This window comes from Streptomyces sp. SS7 (assembly GCF_037993025.1).
In the GTDB taxonomy this organism is placed as follows: domain Bacteria; phylum Actinomycetota; class Actinomycetes; order Streptomycetales; family Streptomycetaceae; genus Streptomyces.
Genome location: NZ_CP141223.1, coordinates 5,437,243 through 5,454,427 on the forward strand (window position 1 = coordinate 5,437,243; position 17,185 = coordinate 5,454,427).

Here is a 17,185-nt window from a genome sequence, read left to right on the forward strand (position 1 = left end):
GGCGGATTTAGCTTGCTTAACTCAATCAATCTACCTAAGCTTGCTTGAGTCAAGCAGTTCTCGGTGTGCTGTCGGCACCCCTTGCTCGTCCCGCGCATCCGACGGAGGCCCTGTGATGTCCGACGCCCTTGCCCGACCCGCCGCGCCGGGGACATCCGCCCCGCCGCGGCCGAACGCCGTGGTGGCGGTGCTGGCCCTGGCCGGGATCGTCGTCTCGCTGATGCAGACCCTGGTCATCCCGATCGTCCCCGAGCTGCCGAGGCTGCTGGACGCGCCCGCCTCCGACACCGCCTGGGCGGTCACCGCCACCCTCCTCGCCGCCGCCGTGGCCACCCCGGTCGTCGGCCGGCTCGGGGACATGGCCGGCAAGCGGCGGATGCTGGTCGTCAGCGTCGTGATGCTGATCGCCGGCTCGCTGGTCTGCGCCCTCTCCGACTCCCTGGTCCCGCTGATCGTCGGCCGGGTGTTCCAGGGGCTGTCGGCCGCCGTGGTGCCGCTCGGCATCAGCATCCTGCGGGACACCGTCCCGGCGGAGAAGCTCGCCGGTTCGACGGCCGTGATGAGCGCCTCGCTCGGCGTCGGCGGCGCGCTCGGACTGCCGACCGCCGCGTTCATCGCGGACAACTGGGACTGGCACGTCCTGTTCTGGGTCGCCGCCGCCCTCGGGGTGCTCGCCCTCACCCTCGTCCTGGTCTTCATCCCCGAGTCACGGAACCGCACCGGCGGTCGCTTCGACCTGGCCGGCTCGCTCGGCCTGGCGGCCGGTCTCGTCACGCTGCTGCTCGCCGTGTCCAAGGGCGCCGACTGGGGCTGGACCTCCGCCACCACCCTGGGCCTGGGCGCCGCCGCCCTGGTGATCCTGCCCGCGTGGGGCCGGTGGGAGCTGAGGGCGAAGCAGCCGCTGGTCGACCTGCGCACCACCGCCAAGCGGCAGGTGCTGTTCACCAACCTCGCCTCGATCGCCCTCGGCTTCTCGATGTTCGCGATGTCGCTGGTCCTGCCGCAGATCCTCCAGCTGCCCGCGCAGACCGGCTACGGCCTCGGCAAGTCGATGCTCGCCGCCGGTCTGCTGCTCGCCCCGCAGGGCCTGGTGATGATGCTCATGTCGGCCGTGTCGGCCGCGATCACCCGGGCCCAGGGCCCCAAGGTCACCCTGATGACCGGCGCGCTGATCGTCGCCGCCGGCTACGGCCTGAACATCGTCCTGATGAGCGAGGTCTGGCACGTCGTCCTGGCGTCCTGCGTCATCGGCGCCGGTGTCGGCTTCACCTACGGCGCGATGCCCGCCCTGATCATGGCCGCGGTCGATCCCTCCCAGACCGGTGCCGCGAACAGCCTCAACACCCTGATGCGGTCCCTGGGCACCTCGTTCGCCAGCGCCGTCGCCGGCGTCGTCCTCGCCCGGCTGACCACCGACTTCGGCGGGTACGCCCTGCCCTCCGAGAACGGCTTCAAGGCCGTCATGGCGATCGGCGCGGGCGCGGCCCTGGTCGCCTTCCTCCTCGCCCTCTTCATCCCCGGGCGCCGGGCCGCCGTACCGCCCGCGGCCCCGGCGGGGGAACCCCGCGACGCGACGCCTGCCGCCTCCGGCAGATGAGCGGCCAGTAGGGCTTGGTCAGGTTCACACGCCACCGGCGAGTGAACCTGACCAAGCCCTGCTAGAGGTTGCCGAGGGGCTCGATGTCGACCTTCACCGGGGTGCCCCAGATGCGCAGGACCTCGTAGTCGGTGAACTCGTGGACCAGGCGGTACGCCATTGCGGGGCGGGAGCCGCGGCGCAGGGCGGCCAGGTACAGCTCGGCCTCGCGCCGGTCGCGCCGGGGCGTGCCGCACAGCTGCCACTCCTGGCCGTTCCACAGCTCGGGCAGCCAGCGCTGCTGGGGCTGGGGGCGGTCGCCGCGGCTGCCGTAGCGGGAGGGGGCGTGCGAGGCGGGCGCGCCCTGCGGGGCGGGGCCGTTGAACTCGGCCCGGCGGGCCGCCCGGCGCCGGGTCTCGCAGAGCAGGCAGAGATCGGGGGCGGCCTCGTCGACGGGGCCGTGGGGATGCTCGGCGCACCGGGTGGTGGGGACGGCGCTGGTGACACTGTCGTCGAGCAGTTCCAGGGCACGCCGCAGATCGGCCTTGACCTCGTGCAGCCGGGCGTCGGGGGTGTCGGCGGACAGGGCCTCGCCGTGTTCCCCGAGCAGTCGGAGGGCACGGCCCAGGGCGGTGGACTGGGCGTGGTTCATGCCACCCAGGGTAGGCCGGGCCCGCACGGGGTCACCCGGCTGACCCGGTCGGCCCGGGGCCTCAGGTGCCGGGCAGGCGGGGCCTCGGCGCTGGTTGCCGCCGCTCTTCCGTACGCGGCCGATGGCGTGGGCCGCCGCGAGGCGGTGGACACGCCCCGGCACGGCGGACGGCGGCACCTCGCCGTCCGCGGTGCCGGGCGCCCCGGGAGGCCCGGGCCGCGGTCGGTCCGGCTGGCCCGGGCGTCCGGCAGACTCGGCGGCGGCGGGCTTGGTCGCCCGAGAGGTCCGGTCGCCCCGCGGCGGTCGGCTTGGTCGCCCGAGAGGCCCTGTCGCCCGGCTGCGGTCGCCCGGTCGCCCCGGTCGGGCGGCAGGCCCGGGCGGCCCGAGCCACGGTCGGCCCGGTCGCCCCGGTCGGGCGGCAGGCCCGGGCGGCCCGAGCCACGGTCGGCCCGGTCGGCCCGGTCGGCCGGTGGCGGTCGGTCCGGCTGGCTCGGGGTTCAGTTTCCCGAGGTGGGGCGGGTAGGTGCCGGGGCGGGTGAGGTGTCGGCGAGGGGGGCCGTCGCTGCTTTCCGTACGCCGCCGAAGGCGTAGGTCGTCGCGAAGCCGACGCCGTAGCCCGTGAGGAGGCCGCCCGCGTAGATCGCGGCGGTGACGCCCAGCCCCCTGTTCCCCGCGAGCAGGGGGAACAGGGCCCACCCCGAGGGGCCGATGGCCATCGCGCCGACCCGGTCGCCGAGCATCGCGAAGAAGCCGATGAAGGCACCGCCGGCCGCGCCGCCCGCGCAGGCGGTCAGGAAGGGCCGGCCGAGGGGGAGGGAGACGCCGTAGATGAGGGGTTCGCCGACGCCGAGCAGGCCCGCCGGGAGCGCCGATCTGATCGTCGTACGGAGTGAGGCGCCGAGGGAGGTGTCGTGGCGCAGCCGGACGTACACCGCGACGGCCGCGCCGACCTGGCCCGCGCCCGCCATCGCCAGGACCGGGAGCAGGACGGTGTAGCCCTGCTGGTCGATGAGGGTGGTGTGGATCGGGATCAGCGCCTGGTGGAGGCCGAGCATCACCAGGGGGAGGAAGAGGCCGCCCAGGACCAGGCCGGCGAAGGCGCCCGTGGTGGCCAGCAGCCAGTTGGCCGCCGTACCGATCGCGGTGGAGACCGCGCCGGCCGCGTACATGATCCCGTACAGCGTGCCCAGGCCCGCGACGAGGACGGTCAGGGCGGGGGTGAGGAGGACGTCCAGGGCGTCCGGGACCCTGCCCCGGCACCACCGTTCGGCACCGGTCGCCAGCAGGGCCGCGGCCAGTGCGCCGAGCACCCCGCCCTGGCCGGGGGAGAGGTGCACCCCGAACGCCGTCACCTTCGCCACGCCGGGAAGGACGACGATCGCCGCGACCGCGCCCCCGAGGACCGGGGTGCCGCCGAACTCCTTCGCCGTGTTGACGCCGACGAACACGGGGATCAGCGCCATGAAGCCGGAGGCGACGGCGGCCAGGGCGGGCGTCAGCCCGGGCAGCAGGCCCGCGTTGACGAGCAGACCGTTCAGCCCCGCGAGGATGCCGCAGCCGATCAGCGCGGGGATCAGTGGGACGAAGACGGCGGCGAGCCGGCGCAGGGCCGCCTTGACCGGGGTGGCGTTGCGCCGCCGCCGCTCCTCCCGCAACACCGCTCCCCGCGCGGCGAGCCGCCCCGCGGCGGTCGGCTCGGCAGTCTGTGCGGTGGCAGCCCGAGCGGGGGCAGCCCGTGCGGTGGGGCTGCCCTCCGTTTCCGTCAGCTGTCGGAACGCGGTCGTCACCCTGCCCACCACCCCCGGTCCCAGCACCACCTGCCAGGTGTGGCCGGCCGTGACGACGCCGAGGACGCCGGGCAGGGCCCGCAGGGCCGGTTCGTCGGCGCGGGACGGGTCGGTGAGGGTGAGGCGCAGACGGGTCATGCAGTGGGCGACGGAGGTCACGTTCGCGGGGCCGCCGACCAGGGGGAGGATCGCGGCGGCGAGGTCAGGGGCGCTGTCCGAAGTCGGGGTGCTCACCCACCGAGCGTGCGGCCCGGCCGGCCGCCGCGGCGAGCGCGGCACGCAGATGACCGCCGGACTCCTCCAGAAGGCGGGCGGCCGCCGCCCCGTCCACCCCGGCCAGCAGCACCAGGACGGCGTGTTTGGCCCGGCCGTCGGTGGCCGCGAGCGCCGCCTCGACCTCCCGCTCCCCGGCCCCCGTCGCCAGCGCGACGATGTGCCGTGAGCGGGCGCGCAGCTTGTCGTTCGAGGCACGGACGTCGACCATCAGGTTCCCGTAGGTCTTGCCCAGCCGGATCATCGTGATCGTCGACACCATGTTGAGCACCAGTTTCTGCGCGGTGCCGGCCTTCAGCCGGGTCGAGCCGGTGAGCAGCTCCGGCCCGACCACGACCTCGATCCCGTGCTCGGCGGCGGCCGCCAGCGCGCTGCCCGCGTTGCAGGAGAACCCCACGGTCAGCGCACCCCGCGCCCGGGCGTACCGCACCGCGCCGACCGCGTACGGGGTGCGGCCGGACGCGGAGACGCCGATCACCGAGTCGTCGGCGGTCAGCCGGAGGGCCCGCAGGTCGGCGACGGCCAGCTCGGGGGAGTCCTCGGCGCCTTCGACGGAGGTGGTCATCGCCGTGGGCCCGCCGGCGAGGACGCCGACGACCTGCCCGGGGGCGGTGTCGAAGGTCGGCGGGCACTCGGAGGCGTCGAGCACACCGAGCCGCCCGGCGGTCCCGGCGCCCGCGTAGACCAGCCGCCCCCCGCGCGCCATCCGTGCCGCGACGGCGTCGATCACGGCGGCGATACGGGGCAGCTCGGCGGCGACGGCCGCCGGTACCCCGGCGTCCTCGCCGTTCATCAGCCGGGCCAGATCGAGGGTGGCGAGCCGGTCGATGTCGGCGAGCTCGGGCCGGAAGGCCTCGGTGGTGAGGGAGGAGAGCTGACGCCGCAGGGCGTCGGGGGAGGCGGCGCCGGAGGACGAGGTGGAGGTCATGGCAGACGGTTCTTTCTGACGCGGGTCCAGTGCAACACGACTACCTGTGCCGGTGCGCCAACGCCTCGTACGACGCGGCCAGCGCGGGCCCCGCCACCTCGTAGGTCCGCTGGGCCACGCCCACGAACAGACAGTCCACCACCAGCAGCTGCCCGGTCCGGGAGGACATCGCCGCGGGCCGCAGCTCGCTCTCCCGCGCCGTCGACGTGGTCAGGACGTGATCGGCGTACTGGGTGACGGGGCTCCGCGGCCGTCCGGTGATGGCGATCGTGGTCGCCCCCCGCTCGAACGCCACCCGCAGCGGCTCGATGACGTCCCCGGTCGACCCGGAGTGGGTGATCGCGACGGCGACGTCCCCCGCGCCGAGCTGCACCGCGTTGGTCACCGCGAGGTGCGGGTCGCTGTGCGCGTGGGCGACGCGGCCGATCCGCAGCAGCTTCTGGGTGAGGTCCTGGGCGACCAGCCCGCTCGCGCCGACGCCGTACACGTCGACCCGCCGCGCGCCCGCCGCCGCGCCGACCGCCGCCTCCAGCTGCGCGGTGTCGAGGCAGGCCGCGGTGTCGGCGAGGGTCTGCCGCTCGTCGTGGGCGAGTTTGGCGACGACGTCCGCGAGGGGGTCGTCGACGGCGATGTCGGTGGTGAGGGCGGGCGCGCGGCCGGACTGCTGCTGGGCGGCGAGCCCGGCGAGGGCGAGGCGCAGGTCGCGGTAGCCGGGGTAGCCGAGGACGCGGGCGGTGCGGACCACGGTGGCCTCGCTGGTGCCGGTGCGTTCGGCGAGGCCGCTGACGGTGAGGGCCGCGCAGCCGGCCGGGTCGCTCGCGACGGCCTCGGCGACGCGCTGCATGGAGCGGGTCAGGGAGGGCGCGAGGGTACGGACCTTGCTGGCGAGCGCGCCGGACGGTCGGAAGGTTTCCTTCACTTCCTGGGTCACCTTTGAAAGGTATTTTCACACGGGGGTGCGGTCAAGCTCGCGCACAATGGGTGCATGGATCCTTCCGGCCTCCCCGTCAGCGCCCTCGAACAGGCGCTGCACACCGCCCGCGCCCTCGTGCTGGCCGATCTGGCTTCCGGCGAGGTGGCCGCGGCGGACGTCGTGTCGATGGTCGAGGAGTCCGTCGTACAGCGCCGCTGGTGGGTCGAGCAGTGGCCGGACGGGATGGCGTACGTGGCCGGGCTGGTGGCCCAGGACGTGCAGGACGCGCTCCTCGAACGGTACGGCCGCTGGCCGCTGTGCCCGGTCTGCCGCTCGGGCGATCCGCACGCACTGGACGTCGAGCCCGAACTGGGCCCCGATCCGCACTGGGTGTGCCACCAGGCCGGGGTGAAGGTCGCGGCCGTGGGGACGCTGGGCTCGGCGACGGGCGGGGCGCGTTCCTCATGAGGCCGTCGTGACGCTCTACATCGACCCCCCGAACTGGCCGGGCCACGGCCGGATGTGGTCCCACCTCGTCAGCGATGTCTCGTACGACGAACTGCACGCGTTCGCCGAGGGGCTGGGCGTGCCCCGGCGCGCCTTCGAGCGGGACCACTACGACATCCCCTCCCACCGGTACGCGGAGGTGGTCGCCGCGGGCGCGGTCGAGGTGGGCAGCCGTGAGGTGGTGCGGCTGCTGCACGCGGCGGGGCTGCGCCGGCGCAAGGGCGGGGTCAGCCGGTGAAGACCGGCTCCATGGTGTGCCACCAGGCGGTGAGGCTGCTCTGGTCGGGGCCGGTGATCTGGACCAGGGCGGGACGGTCGTAGTAGCTGCACAGGAAGACGTACTGCCCGGTGGTCGACAGGAAGCAGACGACGTCGCCCGCCGCCCGGCCGGTGTTGTTCTCGGACCAGCTGCCCCGCACGTTGATCTGGGCCTCGCAGTTCCCCTCGGGCAGGGTGCCCGCGTAGCCCTGGAAGACCCGGTCCCGGTCGGTCTTCGTCTCGTACATCACGACGCTGGCCTTGCCGGTGCCGGTGACGCCGAACCGGTCGACGGTGGTGACCGTGCAGTACAGGGCGGCCGTGGCGCCCTGCCACAGGGTGTGCGAGCAGCTGTCGCGCGACCACTGGTCGGTGTTGAGCGAGTCGCGCAGCTCGTGCTCGGCGAGGGTGAGGCCGTCGTCGCCGGAGTACGGGGACGGGCTGGGGTCGTCCGGGCCTTCCCCGTCCGGGCCCTCCCCGTCCGGACCGGAGCCGTCCGGCGTCGGTGAGGGCGGATCGCCGCCCGGGCTCCCGTCGTCCGGCGTGGGCCCCGGCTCGGCGGAGGCGCTGCGGCTGGGCGTCGGGTGCGCGATGTCGCCCTTGGACTGCTGGGCCTGGAAGTAGAGGCTGACCAGGGCGATCACCGTGCTGATCACGATGCCGACGATGGTCCAGCGCACGCCCCGCCGGGCATGGGGGTCCGGCACGGGCGGTCCGGGCGGCGTGGCCGGGCCGTTCTGACTCATGACGCTCCCCGCTTCCCCCGGCGTGCACGGCCCGTGCGCGGCGCGGCCGTGCCGGAATTATCCGAAGCGCGTGGGGTGCGGGGGGAGCCGAAGGGCGGAAGATCGCCCCAGGCTACGCCAGGACGAGGTCAGCCGCGCAGCTCATACGCGTATGCGCCCTCGCCCTCCCAGACCCGGACGAACCCGGTCCGTTCGAGTACGGCGCGGGAGGCGGTGTTGGTCTGTTCGACGGTGGCGAACAGCCGGCGTACGTCGTCCCGGGCGAGCGCCCAGCCCGCCAGGGTGCGCAGCGCCTCGGTGGCGTAGCCGTGGCCGCGGGCGGCGGGGACGAGGTCGTAGCCGATCTCGGTGCGCCCGTCCTCGTCGGGTGCGGCGTGGAATCCCATGCTGCCGATCGCCCGGCGGTCCTCCCGGCGTACGACGACGTAGAGCCCGAAGCCGGGCCGCAGGATGCCGTCCTCATGGGCCCGGAACACCATTCCGGCGGCGTCGCGCGTGCCGTCGTACGGGCTGCCGCCGAGCCAGTCGTAGCCGCCGTCGCCGCCGGACCAGAGGTCGGCGAGGGCGGTGGGGGAGGCGCCTTCCAGGGTGAGCCGGGGGCCGGGGATACGGGTCACGACGTGAGCAGCTCCAGTTCGGACCGCAGGTTGTAGCGCGCGGTCGCCTCCCACCGCTCGGCCCCGTACGGCGTCCGGAACAGCCGGGGCAGATCGAGGAGCTGACGCAGGACCGCGGCGCGTCCGGCGCGGAAGGCGTCGTTCGGCACGAAGTGGTACTCCTCGCGGACGGCGGCCGTGTAGGCGGCGTACGCGGAGGGCGGCGCGGCGAGGATCGCGAGGTCGGCGTCGCACAGCACCTGCCCGTCGCGGTCCTCGTCGGCGGGGTCGTGGGTGACGGTCAGCCGCACCAGCCGGGCGACCTCGGCGGTTCTCGCCTTCCCGACCCCCGCCTCGGGCAGGGCCCGCTCGGCCAGCCGGGCGGACCGCTCCTCGTTCTCGGAGCGGTCGGGCAGGTACACGGCGTCGTGGAACCAGGCGGCGAGCCGTACGGCGGCCGGGTCGTCCGCGTGCTCGTGCAGGACGTCGATGTGGTCCAGGACCGCCGCGAGGTGCTCGACGGTGTGGTACCGGCGCTGGGGTTCCCGCCAGCGGGTGAGGAGGGCGTCGGCGTAGGGGGCGGGGTCGGGGCCGTCGGCGGCCGAGTCCCTGGCTGCTTCCAGGGCGTGGGTGAAGCGGGCGCGCAGGGCGTCGAGGTCGGCCATGGGCTCATTCTCGCGCGGAGACCGTCCGTATGGTGCAATTGGACTAGACAACTGGACTAGACCTGTTGTGGCGATGCTCCGTGATGCTTCTCGATGAATGGGGTCCCATGAGCGAGCGTGCAGTGCTTGAGGTGATCGCCCTCGACGCCGAGGACGCGATCGCGGCCCGGGCCGGAGGCGCGGACCGCCTCGAACTGGTCACCGACATGGCCGCGGACGGCCTGACCCCGCCCGTGCCGGTCTTCACCGCGATCCGGGCCGCCGTGGACATCCCGCTGCGCGTGATGGTGCGCCTCGCGGACGGCTTCGCGGCGGGCGACCTCGACCGGTTGGCGCGGGTCGCCCGCCAGCTGCGCGCCGCGGGGGCGGAGGAGTTCGTCCTCGGCTTCCTCGACACGGACGGCCAGGCCGACGTGGACGCGGTGGAGCGGGTCGTGGCGGAGCTGGCCGGCTGCCGCTGGACGTTCCACCGGGCGCTCGACCACGCGGCCGACCGCGACGCCGTACGCAAACAACTCGCCGACCTCCCCGGCCTCGACACCTACCTCACCGCAGGCTCGCCCGCGGGCGTGGACGAGGGCCTGCCGACCCTGCTGACGGAGGCGTCCCGGGGAGGCGACCAGCAGCTCCTGGTCGGCGGCGGCCTGCGCCTGGACCATGTACCGGCCCTGAGGGAGGCGGGGGTGACGGCCTTCCACATCGGCGGGGCGGCGCGGCCCGGCGGCTGGCAGAAGCCGGTATCGGCAGAGGCGGTACGAAAGTGGCGCCACGTACTCGACAGGGGCTGACCTGTCCTGCCCAGGGGCGCGGGGAACCGCGCGACCAGCCCCCCCCACGCACCCGCACTCACCCACCGACATCAGCCCAACTCGGCAGGCAACTCCCCCGCGTACGCCACGATCAGCCCCGACACCGCGCGGGTCAGCGCCACATACAGCCGCCGCAACCCCGTCCGCCCGTCCGGCTCCCCGTCCACGACCGCCCGCGGCTCGTCCAGCACGACATAGTCGTACTCCAGACCCTTCGCCAGCGACGCCGGCACCAGCGTCAGCCGGGTCTCGGCGGTCGTCTCCGCACCGGGCTCCAGATACGAAAGCCCCGCCGACGCCAGCGCCGAAGCCAGCGCGGGGACCCGCGCGTCCGCGGCGATCAGCCCCACCGACCCTTCCCGGCGCAGCAACTCCTCGCAGGCGGCGACCACGTCGGCGGCCCCGGCCACCGGCCGGAGATCGAAGAACCCGGGGTTCTCCCGCACCGAGGCCACCGGAGCGAGCCCGGGAGCGATGTGCGGGAGCAGCCGGGACGCGTAGGCGATGACGTCGGTCGGCACGCGGAAACCGGCCGTCAGCTCCTCGATCACCCCGTCCGCCTTGCCGAGATGCGCCAGGGCCTCGCCCCAACTCCGCGTCGCCCAGGGCGTGGTGCCCTGCGCCAGATCGCCCAGGACGGTCGCCGAACCGGTGGTGCAGCGCCGTCCCACCGCCCGGTACTGCATCGGCGACAGATCCTGCGCCTCGTCCAGCACCACATGCCCCAGCGAGTGGGTGCGCTCCACGATGTCGGCCGTCTCGTCGATCAGCACGGCGTCCGCGGCCGACCACCTGGCGGACTTCACGCTCCGCACCGGCTTCGCCCACAGCATGGTCCGCTGCTCGTCCTCGTCGAGGATCCCGTCGGCGTGGGCGGCGAGGAAATCCGCGTCGGTGAGCAGGCGCAGCACCAGTTTCGCCGGGTCGACGGGCGGCCAGATCTCCTTCACCGCCGCCTTGACCACGCCGGTGCGGGCCACCGCGTCCTGCACCCGGTCGTCCGGGGCCTCCCCCGACCGCTCCATCTGCACCAGCACGGCATGCGCGATGCGCTGCGGAAGCGCCTCGCGGGCGGCGCCGTAGCGGATGTTCCGGTCGAGCAACTCGCGGACCATGTCCTCCAGTTCGTACGCCGGGACCCGCCAGCGGCGCGACCCGCGCACCACGACGACCGGCTCGGTGGGCATCCGGACATGGGAGTACACGGCCCGCCGCAGGACCTCCGCCAGCCTCGCGTCGCCCTTGACGACCGCAGCGGGCGCCTCGTCCGTGCCGCGCACCTCGACGTGCGCGACCAGGTCGTCCACCGTGGCCTGGCGGACCGTCAGCTCCCCCAGGGCGGGCAGCACCTGCTCGATGTAGTGCAGGAAGGACTTGTTCGGCCCGATCACCAGGGTGCCGGTACGGGCCAGCCGCTCCCGGTGCGCGTAGAGCAGGTAGGCGACCCGGTGCAGGCCGACGGCGGTCTTCCCGGTGCCCGGCCCGCCCTGGACGCACACGGTCCCGCCCAGCCCGGACCGGACGATCTCGTCCTGCTCGGGCTGGATGGTGGCGACGATGTCCCGCATCGGACCGACACGCGGCCGCTCGATCTCCTGCTGGAGCAGCCTGCTGGTGCGGGCCGCCTCCTGCGGGTCGGAGAGGTGCTCGTCCTCGTACGCGGTGAGGTCGCCGCCGGTGTAGCCGAAGCGGCGCCGCAGCCCGACGTCCATCGGGTCCTTCTTCGAGGCCCGGTAGAACGGCTGCGACACCGGGGCGCGCCAGTCGATGACCATGGGGTCGCCGTCACCGTCGTGCACATGCCGCCGCCCGATGTAGAAGCGCTCCCCCTCGGCGCCCTCGGCCTGCTCGGCGCCCGGGGCGTGCAGATAGTCGAGGCGGCCGAAGAACAGCGGGGTGTCGCTCAGGTCGGCGAGCGCCTTGATGCGTTCGTCGATCTGGCGGGAGAGGACCTCGGCGTTCACCCAGTTCGCGGTGACGTCGCTGATGTCGAGCGCCTCGACGTCCTCCCGCATGGCCCGCAGGGCGGCCCGGGAGGAGGTGAGGTGTGCGCGCTCGCGGCCGAGGGGGTCGTCGTGGACGGACGTGGACAAGGAGGTGCCTCCGGGCCTGCTGGGGGTGGGCTACGGCGATGCCGTCCGGTTTCCGTCCGGGCGGCGGCACTCCGTGAAGGGAGGCGGGCAAGAGCGGAGATTTTAAGGGAGGGGCGAGGGGAAGGCGAATGATTTTTCCCGCCCCGGAGGCGCTCCGGGCCCGCGCCCCCTAGGGGAAGCCGCACCGCACGGCTGTACTCAGGTAGTACGCCAAGTGGGGACCTGGGGCCGATGCCCCCTTTATGCCTCTCCCGGCACCATGGAGACATGAGTGCAGCGACCCTCACCCCAGCCCCCGGTCGCCCGTCCGGCGCGACTCCGCTTTCCGACGCCCACCGTCACCCCGTCGGCGACGCCCTGCACGCGATCAGGGTCTTCGTGGGCGCCGCCTTCGACGTCGTCATCCTCGGCGAGTACGGCGAGGAGGCCGGAGTCCGCCGCCGGCGCTGACCCCTCAGCCCCCGGCCAGCAGCTCGTCCGCGTCCATGATCCGGTAGGCGTACCCCTGCTCCGCCAGGAACCGCTGCCGGTGCGCCGCGAAGTCCTGGTCGATGGTGTCGCGGGCGACGACCGAGTAGAAGTGCGCCTGGTGACCGTCCGCCTTCGGACGCAGCACCCGGCCCAGCCGCTGGGCCTCCTCCTGGCGGGAGCCGAAGGTGCCGGACACCTGGATGGCGACCGTCGCCTCGGGCAGGTCGATCGAGAAGTTCGCCACCTTCGACACCACCAGCACGCTGATCTCGCCCTCCCGGAAGGCGTCGAAGAGCTTCTCGCGCTGCGCGTTGGACGTCTCGCCCTTGATGACCGGAGCCCCGAGGTGCTCGCCCAGCTCGTCGAGCTGGTCGATGTACTGGCCGATGACGAGGATCTGCTGGCCCGCGAAGCGCCGCACGATCGCCTCCGTCACCTTCCGCTTGGTCGCGGTCGTCGCACAGAAGCGGTACTTCTCCTCCGCCTCGGCGGTCGCGTACGCCAGCCGCTCGGAGTCGGTGAGGTTGACCCGTACCTCCACACAGTCCGCCGGCGCGATGTAGCCCTGCGCCTCGATCTCCTTCCACGGCGCGTCGAACCGCTTGGGGCCGATGAGGGAGAACACGTCCGACTCACGGCCGTCCTCACGGACCAGCGTCGCGGTCAGACCGAGACGGCGGCGGGCCTGGAGGTCGGCGGTGAACTTGAAGACGGGCGCGGGCAGCAGGTGCACCTCGTCGTAGACGATGAGCCCCCAGTCCCGGGAGTCGAACAGCTCCAGGTGCGGATAGACGCCCTTCCGCCGGGTCGTGAGCACCTGGTAGGTGGCGATGGTGACCGGGCGGATCTCCTTGCGCGTCCCGCTGTACTCGCCGATCTCGTCCTCGGTCAGCGAGGTCCGCTTCACCAGCTCGTGCTTCCACTGCCGGGCCGAGACCGTGTTCGTGACGAGGATCAGCGTGGTCGACTTCGCCTGCGCCATCGACCCCGCGCCGACCAGCGTCTTGCCCGCCCCGCAGGGCAGGACCACGACCCCGCTCCCGCCGTGCCAGAAGTTCTCCACGGCCTGCTTCTGGTACGGCCTGAGCGCCCAGCCGTCCTCCGCCAGCTCGATCGGATGCGCCTCCCCGTCCACGTACCCGGCGAGGTCCTCGGCCGGCCAGCCCAGCTTCAGCAGGGTCTGCTTGATCTGGCCGCGCTCCGAGGGGTGCACCACGACCGTGTCCGGGTCGATCCGGGCGCCGACCAGCGGGCTGATCCGCTTGGAGCGCAGGATCTCCTCCAGCACCGGCCGGTCGGTCGTGGTCAGCACCAGCCCGTGCGCCGGGTGCTTGGACAGGGTCAGCCGGCCGTAGCGGTCCATCGTCTCCGCGATGTCCACGAGCAGCGCGTGCGGCACCGGGTAGCGGCTGTACTGCACCAGCGCGTCCACCACCTGCTCGGCGTCGTGCCCGGCCGCCCGCGCGTTCCACAGGCCGAGCGGGGTCACCCGGTAGGTGTGGATGTGCTCGGGCGCCCGCTCCAGCTCGGCGAACGGCGCGATGGCGCGACGGCAGTCGTCGGCCTGCTCGTGGTCGACTTCCAGGAGCAGAGTTTTGTCCGACTGGACGATCAGCGGTCCGTTCACGAGGTACGCACATCCTTCCGAGGCGGCCAAACGTCCAGTGTGCCCCATCGCGCGTGCAACCCCGAGCGCCTCTCGGCGGTCTTGTCCAGGGGAAGCCGCGCAGCGCGCGCGGCTCGGTGAGGAGCTCGCGGTGACTTCGGTACGCATCTGGGGACCCGGCGTCGGCGCGGTGGTGGTGCTGGTGGCGACCGGGGCGTGGGCGCGGGGGTCGAGCGCGGTGGACGCCGGTCTGTGGGCCTCCGTGCGCCCCGCGATAGAGGAGCGGCTCGTGGCGCAGGCCCAGGGGGACGGGCCCGGCGAGAGCGAGCCCGCGCTGGAGGCGCGCTGGTTCTGCGCGGCGCAGGCCCTGGATCTGCGGGAGGAGGGGGACCGGGTGCGGGCCGGGGTCGACACGCTGTGCATGGAGTACGGGGTGCGGGACGGGGCGCTCCAGGAGTGCGGTGGGGCGCACTACCCCCAGGTGATGCGGCTGGCGCGGGAGGGCGAGGGGTATCGCGTCGTCGCCCAGGAGGAGCCGCCGGACGGGGCCGGATACGCGGAGTGGGAGAAGGACCACTTCTCGGTCCTCGCCACGTCCCGGCTGGACGGGCGGGTCAGCTCGGCGGGGCTGGAGAGCGCGGCCCGGGTGCATTTCGGGCTCGGCGCGGAGGGGGCCGTGGGGGACTGCTAGTCGTCCGCTAGTCGTCCGCCAGCTCGGCCACTCCCGTGATCCTGTGCAGCGGATACGTCCTCACCTCGTCCGCCGTGTGGTCGTACGCCGTGACGAAGCCGCCCTCCACCCGTACGGGGGCGATGACGCGCTGGCTGGCGGCGCCCTCCGCGTTGACGTAGCCGATCCAGAGCGCCTCGCCGGTCAGGACGGCGGCCTGCACGGTGGCCAGGGTCTCGGCGGAGGTGGTGCGGGGGAGTTCGCCGGGGGCCAGGGGTGTCGCCGTGTCCGTGGGTCTGCGGGGGGCCGTCGAGGCCAGGTCGCCCGCCCGGATCGCCCGGACCGCCGCCGTGAGGAGAGTGGCGTCGGGCACCGGGGGGCCGTCCGGTACCGGCTCGGGGGCCGTGCGGGGCGGGGTGCGGTGGGCGTGGGCGCGAGTGATCAGGACATCGCCCTCGGCGGACTCGGCGGCGGGGGCGTACCCCATGGCGCGCAGCCCTTCGAGCAGGGTCGCCGGATCGGCCTGGGCCGCCAGCACCGTGGGGGCGAGGCGGCGCAGCCGCAGCGCGCCGGCCCGCTTGTCGGCGAGGATCTCGTTCAGCACGGTGTCGTCGTCGCAGCGGACGTACGCCGAGGCCGCGCCCACCCGCAGCTGACCGTGTCTGCGCGCCACGTCGTCGATCAGATAGGCGAGCGGCTGCGGCACCGGCGTACGCGAGTGCTGGGCGAGGAAGGCGTGCAGGTCGGAGGCGCTGCGGCCGGCGTCCAGGGCGCGGCGTACGGAGCCGGGCGTGAATCGGTAGACGGTCGCGCCGCCCTTGGACTCCACGTCGGCGAGCACCCCCAGCACCTCGGCGAGCGGGCGGCGCAGGGGGCCCGGGGCCACGGCCGTGAGGTCCGCCTGGAGCAGGACGTGGTCCAGGGGCTCCGGCAGCAGCGGCGCCAGCAGACGGGCGGCGGCCGCGACGGCCACGGCCTGCTCCGGCGGGGACAGGGGGGCGAGAGGGGCGGCCGCGCGGTGGTGGTGGACCGGGAGTTTGTCCCCGGGGCCCTCGGGTTCCGGGTGCCGGCCGGGGGCGGCCGGTGACCCGCCGATCAGGGCCCGGCCCTGGGCCGACAGCGCACCGCGTCCGGTCACGCCGAGCAGCTCGGCCTCGGCGAGGGTCCAGCGGGCGAGGCGGGAGCGGAGATCGTCCTCGTCCCGAGGGGTGCCGTCCTCGCCCCGAGGGGTGCCCTGAGCGGGGGCGGGGGCGGGGGCGGGGGCGGCCTGCGGGCCGCGCAGCGGGCGCTCCCAGCGGAGCCGGGCCAGGACGGTCCGCGGGTCCGGCGCGGCGCCCTCCGGCAGAGCGGCCAGCAGCGCCAGCACCCGGTGGCGCACCTCGGGCGCCGCGGAACGGTCGAGGCCGGGGCCCAGCGCCGACAGCGCCCGCTCCTTGGCGTCCCGGCCGCCGACCACACCGGACGTCCGGGTTGCCGCCAGCCACGCCTGGGCGAGCTGTGCCCAGCGCTCGGCGGCGGGCCGCTCCAGCCACTCGTCGTACGCCGGCGTCGCCGCGTACCGCTCGTCGGCCTCGCCGTCGGAGGCGATCAGTCCGGCGGCGTACGCCAGCTCCACCCAGAAGGCCGCGGTCGGCTCCGGGACGTCGAGGGCGACAGCGGTCCGCTTCAGGTCCCGCACGCTCAGTCCGCCGGCCCGCAGCACCGCCGGGCCGCCCTCGTCCCAGTCCTTCAGCAGCTCCTCCACCGTCGCCAGCGCGGTGTACGCCTGCCCGGCCGCCGTGCTGTCCACAACCTGTGGACGGTGGGTGACGGACGGCTCCACGGCGGGCGGCAGCGGCTCGGGCGCCCGGTGCGCCCGTCCGGCCCGCAGATGCAGGGCGACCTCGCGCGGGAGGACGACCGTGCCGGGCGCCGTCGGCAGCAGCAGGCCGCGGTCCAGCAGCCAGCGCAGCCGGGGCGCCGGATCATGGGTGACCTGGCCGTAGGGCGGGCCCCACACCAGCCGCTCCAGCACCTCCACGGACTCCGCCGGGCCCTTGGCCAGCAGCGCCTTCATCTTCCTGCGGTGGGTGAACAGCGCGGTCAGCGCGTCCACGGCGGACACCGAGTCGTGCGTGGACGGCAGCCCGGCCGCCGCCACGATCTCCTGGATCCGGCCCGGCGACATCCCCGCCGTCGCCTCCCGCACACTTGGGCCGAGACCCGTGGGGGAGGGATGCTGCGGCGACGGGGCGAGCAGCTCACGGGCCGTGCGGACCAGACGGAGGCGGTCGTCGGCGCCCCACACCAGTGCCTGCTCGCGCAGCGCCGCGAGGGCGCCGGGCAGCGCGGCCGACACCTCCGGGTCGCGGGCGTCCCCGGCCATCAGGCCGAGCAGCTCGTCGTACGACGACGGGTCCGCGGCCACCGCCAGCGCCTCCGCGGTCTGCAGGGTGAACCGGTCGAGCCGCTCCAGCGCCCGGACGACGGAGGCCCGGGTGCCGGCCCGGGTGGCGAGCTGGGTGAGGTCGCCGGGGACCGGGGTGACGAGGTCGGGGCGGCTGCGCAGGAGGGCGGCCAGGGAGGCGTCGTCCCTGCCGCGGAGCGCCTCCGCGAGGGACCGGGGGGCCGGGTGGTCCTCGGTGCTCATCTTGCC

At 74.4% G+C, this 17,185-nt stretch carries 16 protein-coding genes; 6 read left to right on the forward strand and 10 right to left on the reverse strand.

Going from position 1 to position 17,185, the window contains the following annotated elements; all coding sequences use genetic code 11:
- Nucleotides 1–115: 115 nt before the first annotated feature.
- Nucleotides 116–1,597 carry an MFS transporter gene (locus tag U5640_RS25180; RefSeq protein WP_340378003.1) on the forward strand — a complete coding sequence of 494 codons (1,482 nt, stop codon included), beginning with the start codon at nt 116–118 and terminating at the stop codon, nt 1,595–1,597.
- 61 nt (nt 1,598–1,658) lie between these two features.
- On the opposite strand, the gene U5640_RS25185 is transcribed toward U5640_RS25180, so the two are convergent.
- The 4 genes from U5640_RS25185 to U5640_RS25200 all read right to left on the reverse strand — a co-directional run bounded on the left by U5640_RS25185 (nt 1,659) and on the right by U5640_RS25200 (nt 6,147).
- Complete coding sequence (locus tag U5640_RS25185; RefSeq protein WP_067251568.1) at nt 1,659–2,228, reverse strand: hypothetical protein; 570 nt, start codon at nt 2,226–2,228, stop codon at nt 1,659–1,661.
- 497 nt (nt 2,229–2,725) lie between these two features.
- On the reverse strand, nt 2,726–4,249 hold the full coding sequence (locus U5640_RS25190; RefSeq protein ID WP_340378004.1) for a PTS transporter subunit EIIC: 1,524 nt from the start codon (nt 4,247–4,249) through the stop codon (nt 2,726–2,728).
- The gene (gene murQ / locus U5640_RS25195; RefSeq protein WP_340378005.1) at nt 4,218–5,216 is read right to left on the reverse strand and encodes an N-acetylmuramic acid 6-phosphate etherase; all 999 of its coding nucleotides are present in this window, start codon (nt 5,214–5,216) and stop codon (nt 4,218–4,220) included. Before murQ ends, U5640_RS25190 begins: the two co-directional genes overlap by 32 nt.
- A 40-nt stretch (nt 5,217–5,256) precedes the next feature.
- Nucleotides 5,257–6,147, reverse strand: a complete 891-nt coding sequence (locus tag U5640_RS25200) for a MurR/RpiR family transcriptional regulator (protein ID WP_340378006.1) — start codon at nt 6,145–6,147, stop codon at nt 5,257–5,259.
- A 54-nt stretch (nt 6,148–6,201) separates the two neighbouring features.
- On the opposite strand from U5640_RS25200, the gene U5640_RS25205 reads away from it, so the two are divergent.
- Nucleotides 6,202–6,597 (forward strand): hypothetical protein, encoded by a 396-nt coding sequence (locus U5640_RS25205; RefSeq protein WP_340378007.1) that lies wholly within the window; start codon nt 6,202–6,204, stop codon nt 6,595–6,597.
- Nucleotides 6,598–6,604: 7 nt separating this feature from the next.
- Complete coding sequence (locus U5640_RS25210; RefSeq protein ID WP_340378008.1) at nt 6,605–6,874, forward strand: DUF4031 domain-containing protein; 270 nt, start codon at nt 6,605–6,607, stop codon at nt 6,872–6,874.
- Here the strand turns inward: U5640_RS25210 and U5640_RS25215 are convergent.
- The 3 genes from U5640_RS25215 to U5640_RS25225 all read right to left on the reverse strand — a co-directional run bounded on the left by U5640_RS25215 (nt 6,864) and on the right by U5640_RS25225 (nt 8,901).
- Complete coding sequence (locus U5640_RS25215) at nt 6,864–7,640, reverse strand: hypothetical protein (RefSeq protein ID WP_340378009.1); 777 nt, start codon at nt 7,638–7,640, stop codon at nt 6,864–6,866. The genes U5640_RS25210 and U5640_RS25215 overlap by 11 nt on opposite strands.
- 128 nt (nt 7,641–7,768) lie before the next feature.
- On the reverse strand, nt 7,769–8,257 hold the full coding sequence (locus U5640_RS25220; protein WP_340378010.1) for a GNAT family N-acetyltransferase: 489 nt from the start codon (nt 8,255–8,257) through the stop codon (nt 7,769–7,771).
- Nucleotides 8,254–8,901: a hypothetical protein gene (locus U5640_RS25225; RefSeq protein ID WP_340378011.1), complete on the reverse strand. Its 648-nt coding sequence runs from the start codon at nt 8,899–8,901 to the stop codon at nt 8,254–8,256. Before U5640_RS25225 ends, U5640_RS25220 begins: the two co-directional genes overlap by 4 nt.
- 107 nt (nt 8,902–9,008) lie before the next feature.
- On the opposite strand from U5640_RS25225, the gene U5640_RS25230 reads away from it, so the two are divergent.
- Nucleotides 9,009–9,689, forward strand: a complete 681-nt coding sequence (locus U5640_RS25230; RefSeq protein ID WP_340378012.1) for a copper homeostasis protein CutC — start codon at nt 9,009–9,011, stop codon at nt 9,687–9,689.
- Nucleotides 9,690–9,760: 71 nt separating this feature from the next.
- Here U5640_RS25230 and U5640_RS25235 read toward each other — a convergent pair whose 3' ends face one another.
- Nucleotides 9,761–11,803 carry a UvrD-helicase domain-containing protein gene (locus U5640_RS25235; protein WP_340378013.1) on the reverse strand — a complete coding sequence of 681 codons (2,043 nt, stop codon included), beginning with the start codon at nt 11,801–11,803 and terminating at the stop codon, nt 9,761–9,763.
- Nucleotides 11,804–12,070: 267 nt separating this feature from the next.
- Here U5640_RS25235 and U5640_RS25240 point away from each other — a divergent pair, with 267 nt between their 5' ends.
- The gene (locus U5640_RS25240) at nt 12,071–12,253 is read left to right on the forward strand and encodes a hypothetical protein (protein ID WP_340378014.1); all 183 of its coding nucleotides are present in this window, start codon (nt 12,071–12,073) and stop codon (nt 12,251–12,253) included.
- A gap of 4 nt (nt 12,254–12,257) precedes the next feature.
- On the opposite strand, the gene U5640_RS25245 is transcribed toward U5640_RS25240, so the two are convergent.
- On the reverse strand, nt 12,258–13,901 hold the full coding sequence (locus U5640_RS25245; protein WP_340378015.1) for a DNA repair helicase XPB: 1,644 nt from the start codon (nt 13,899–13,901) through the stop codon (nt 12,258–12,260).
- Between the two features lie 130 nt (nt 13,902–14,031).
- Here U5640_RS25245 and U5640_RS25250 point away from each other — a divergent pair, with 130 nt between their 5' ends.
- Nucleotides 14,032–14,571, forward strand: a complete 540-nt coding sequence (locus U5640_RS25250) for a hypothetical protein (protein WP_340378016.1) — start codon at nt 14,032–14,034, stop codon at nt 14,569–14,571.
- A gap of 7 nt (nt 14,572–14,578) precedes the next feature.
- Here the strand turns inward: U5640_RS25250 and U5640_RS25255 are convergent, their stop codons facing one another.
- The gene (locus tag U5640_RS25255) at nt 14,579–17,179 is read right to left on the reverse strand and encodes a helicase C-terminal domain-containing protein (RefSeq protein WP_340378017.1); all 2,601 of its coding nucleotides are present in this window, start codon (nt 17,177–17,179) and stop codon (nt 14,579–14,581) included.
- Nucleotides 17,180–17,185: the final 6 nt, after the last annotated feature.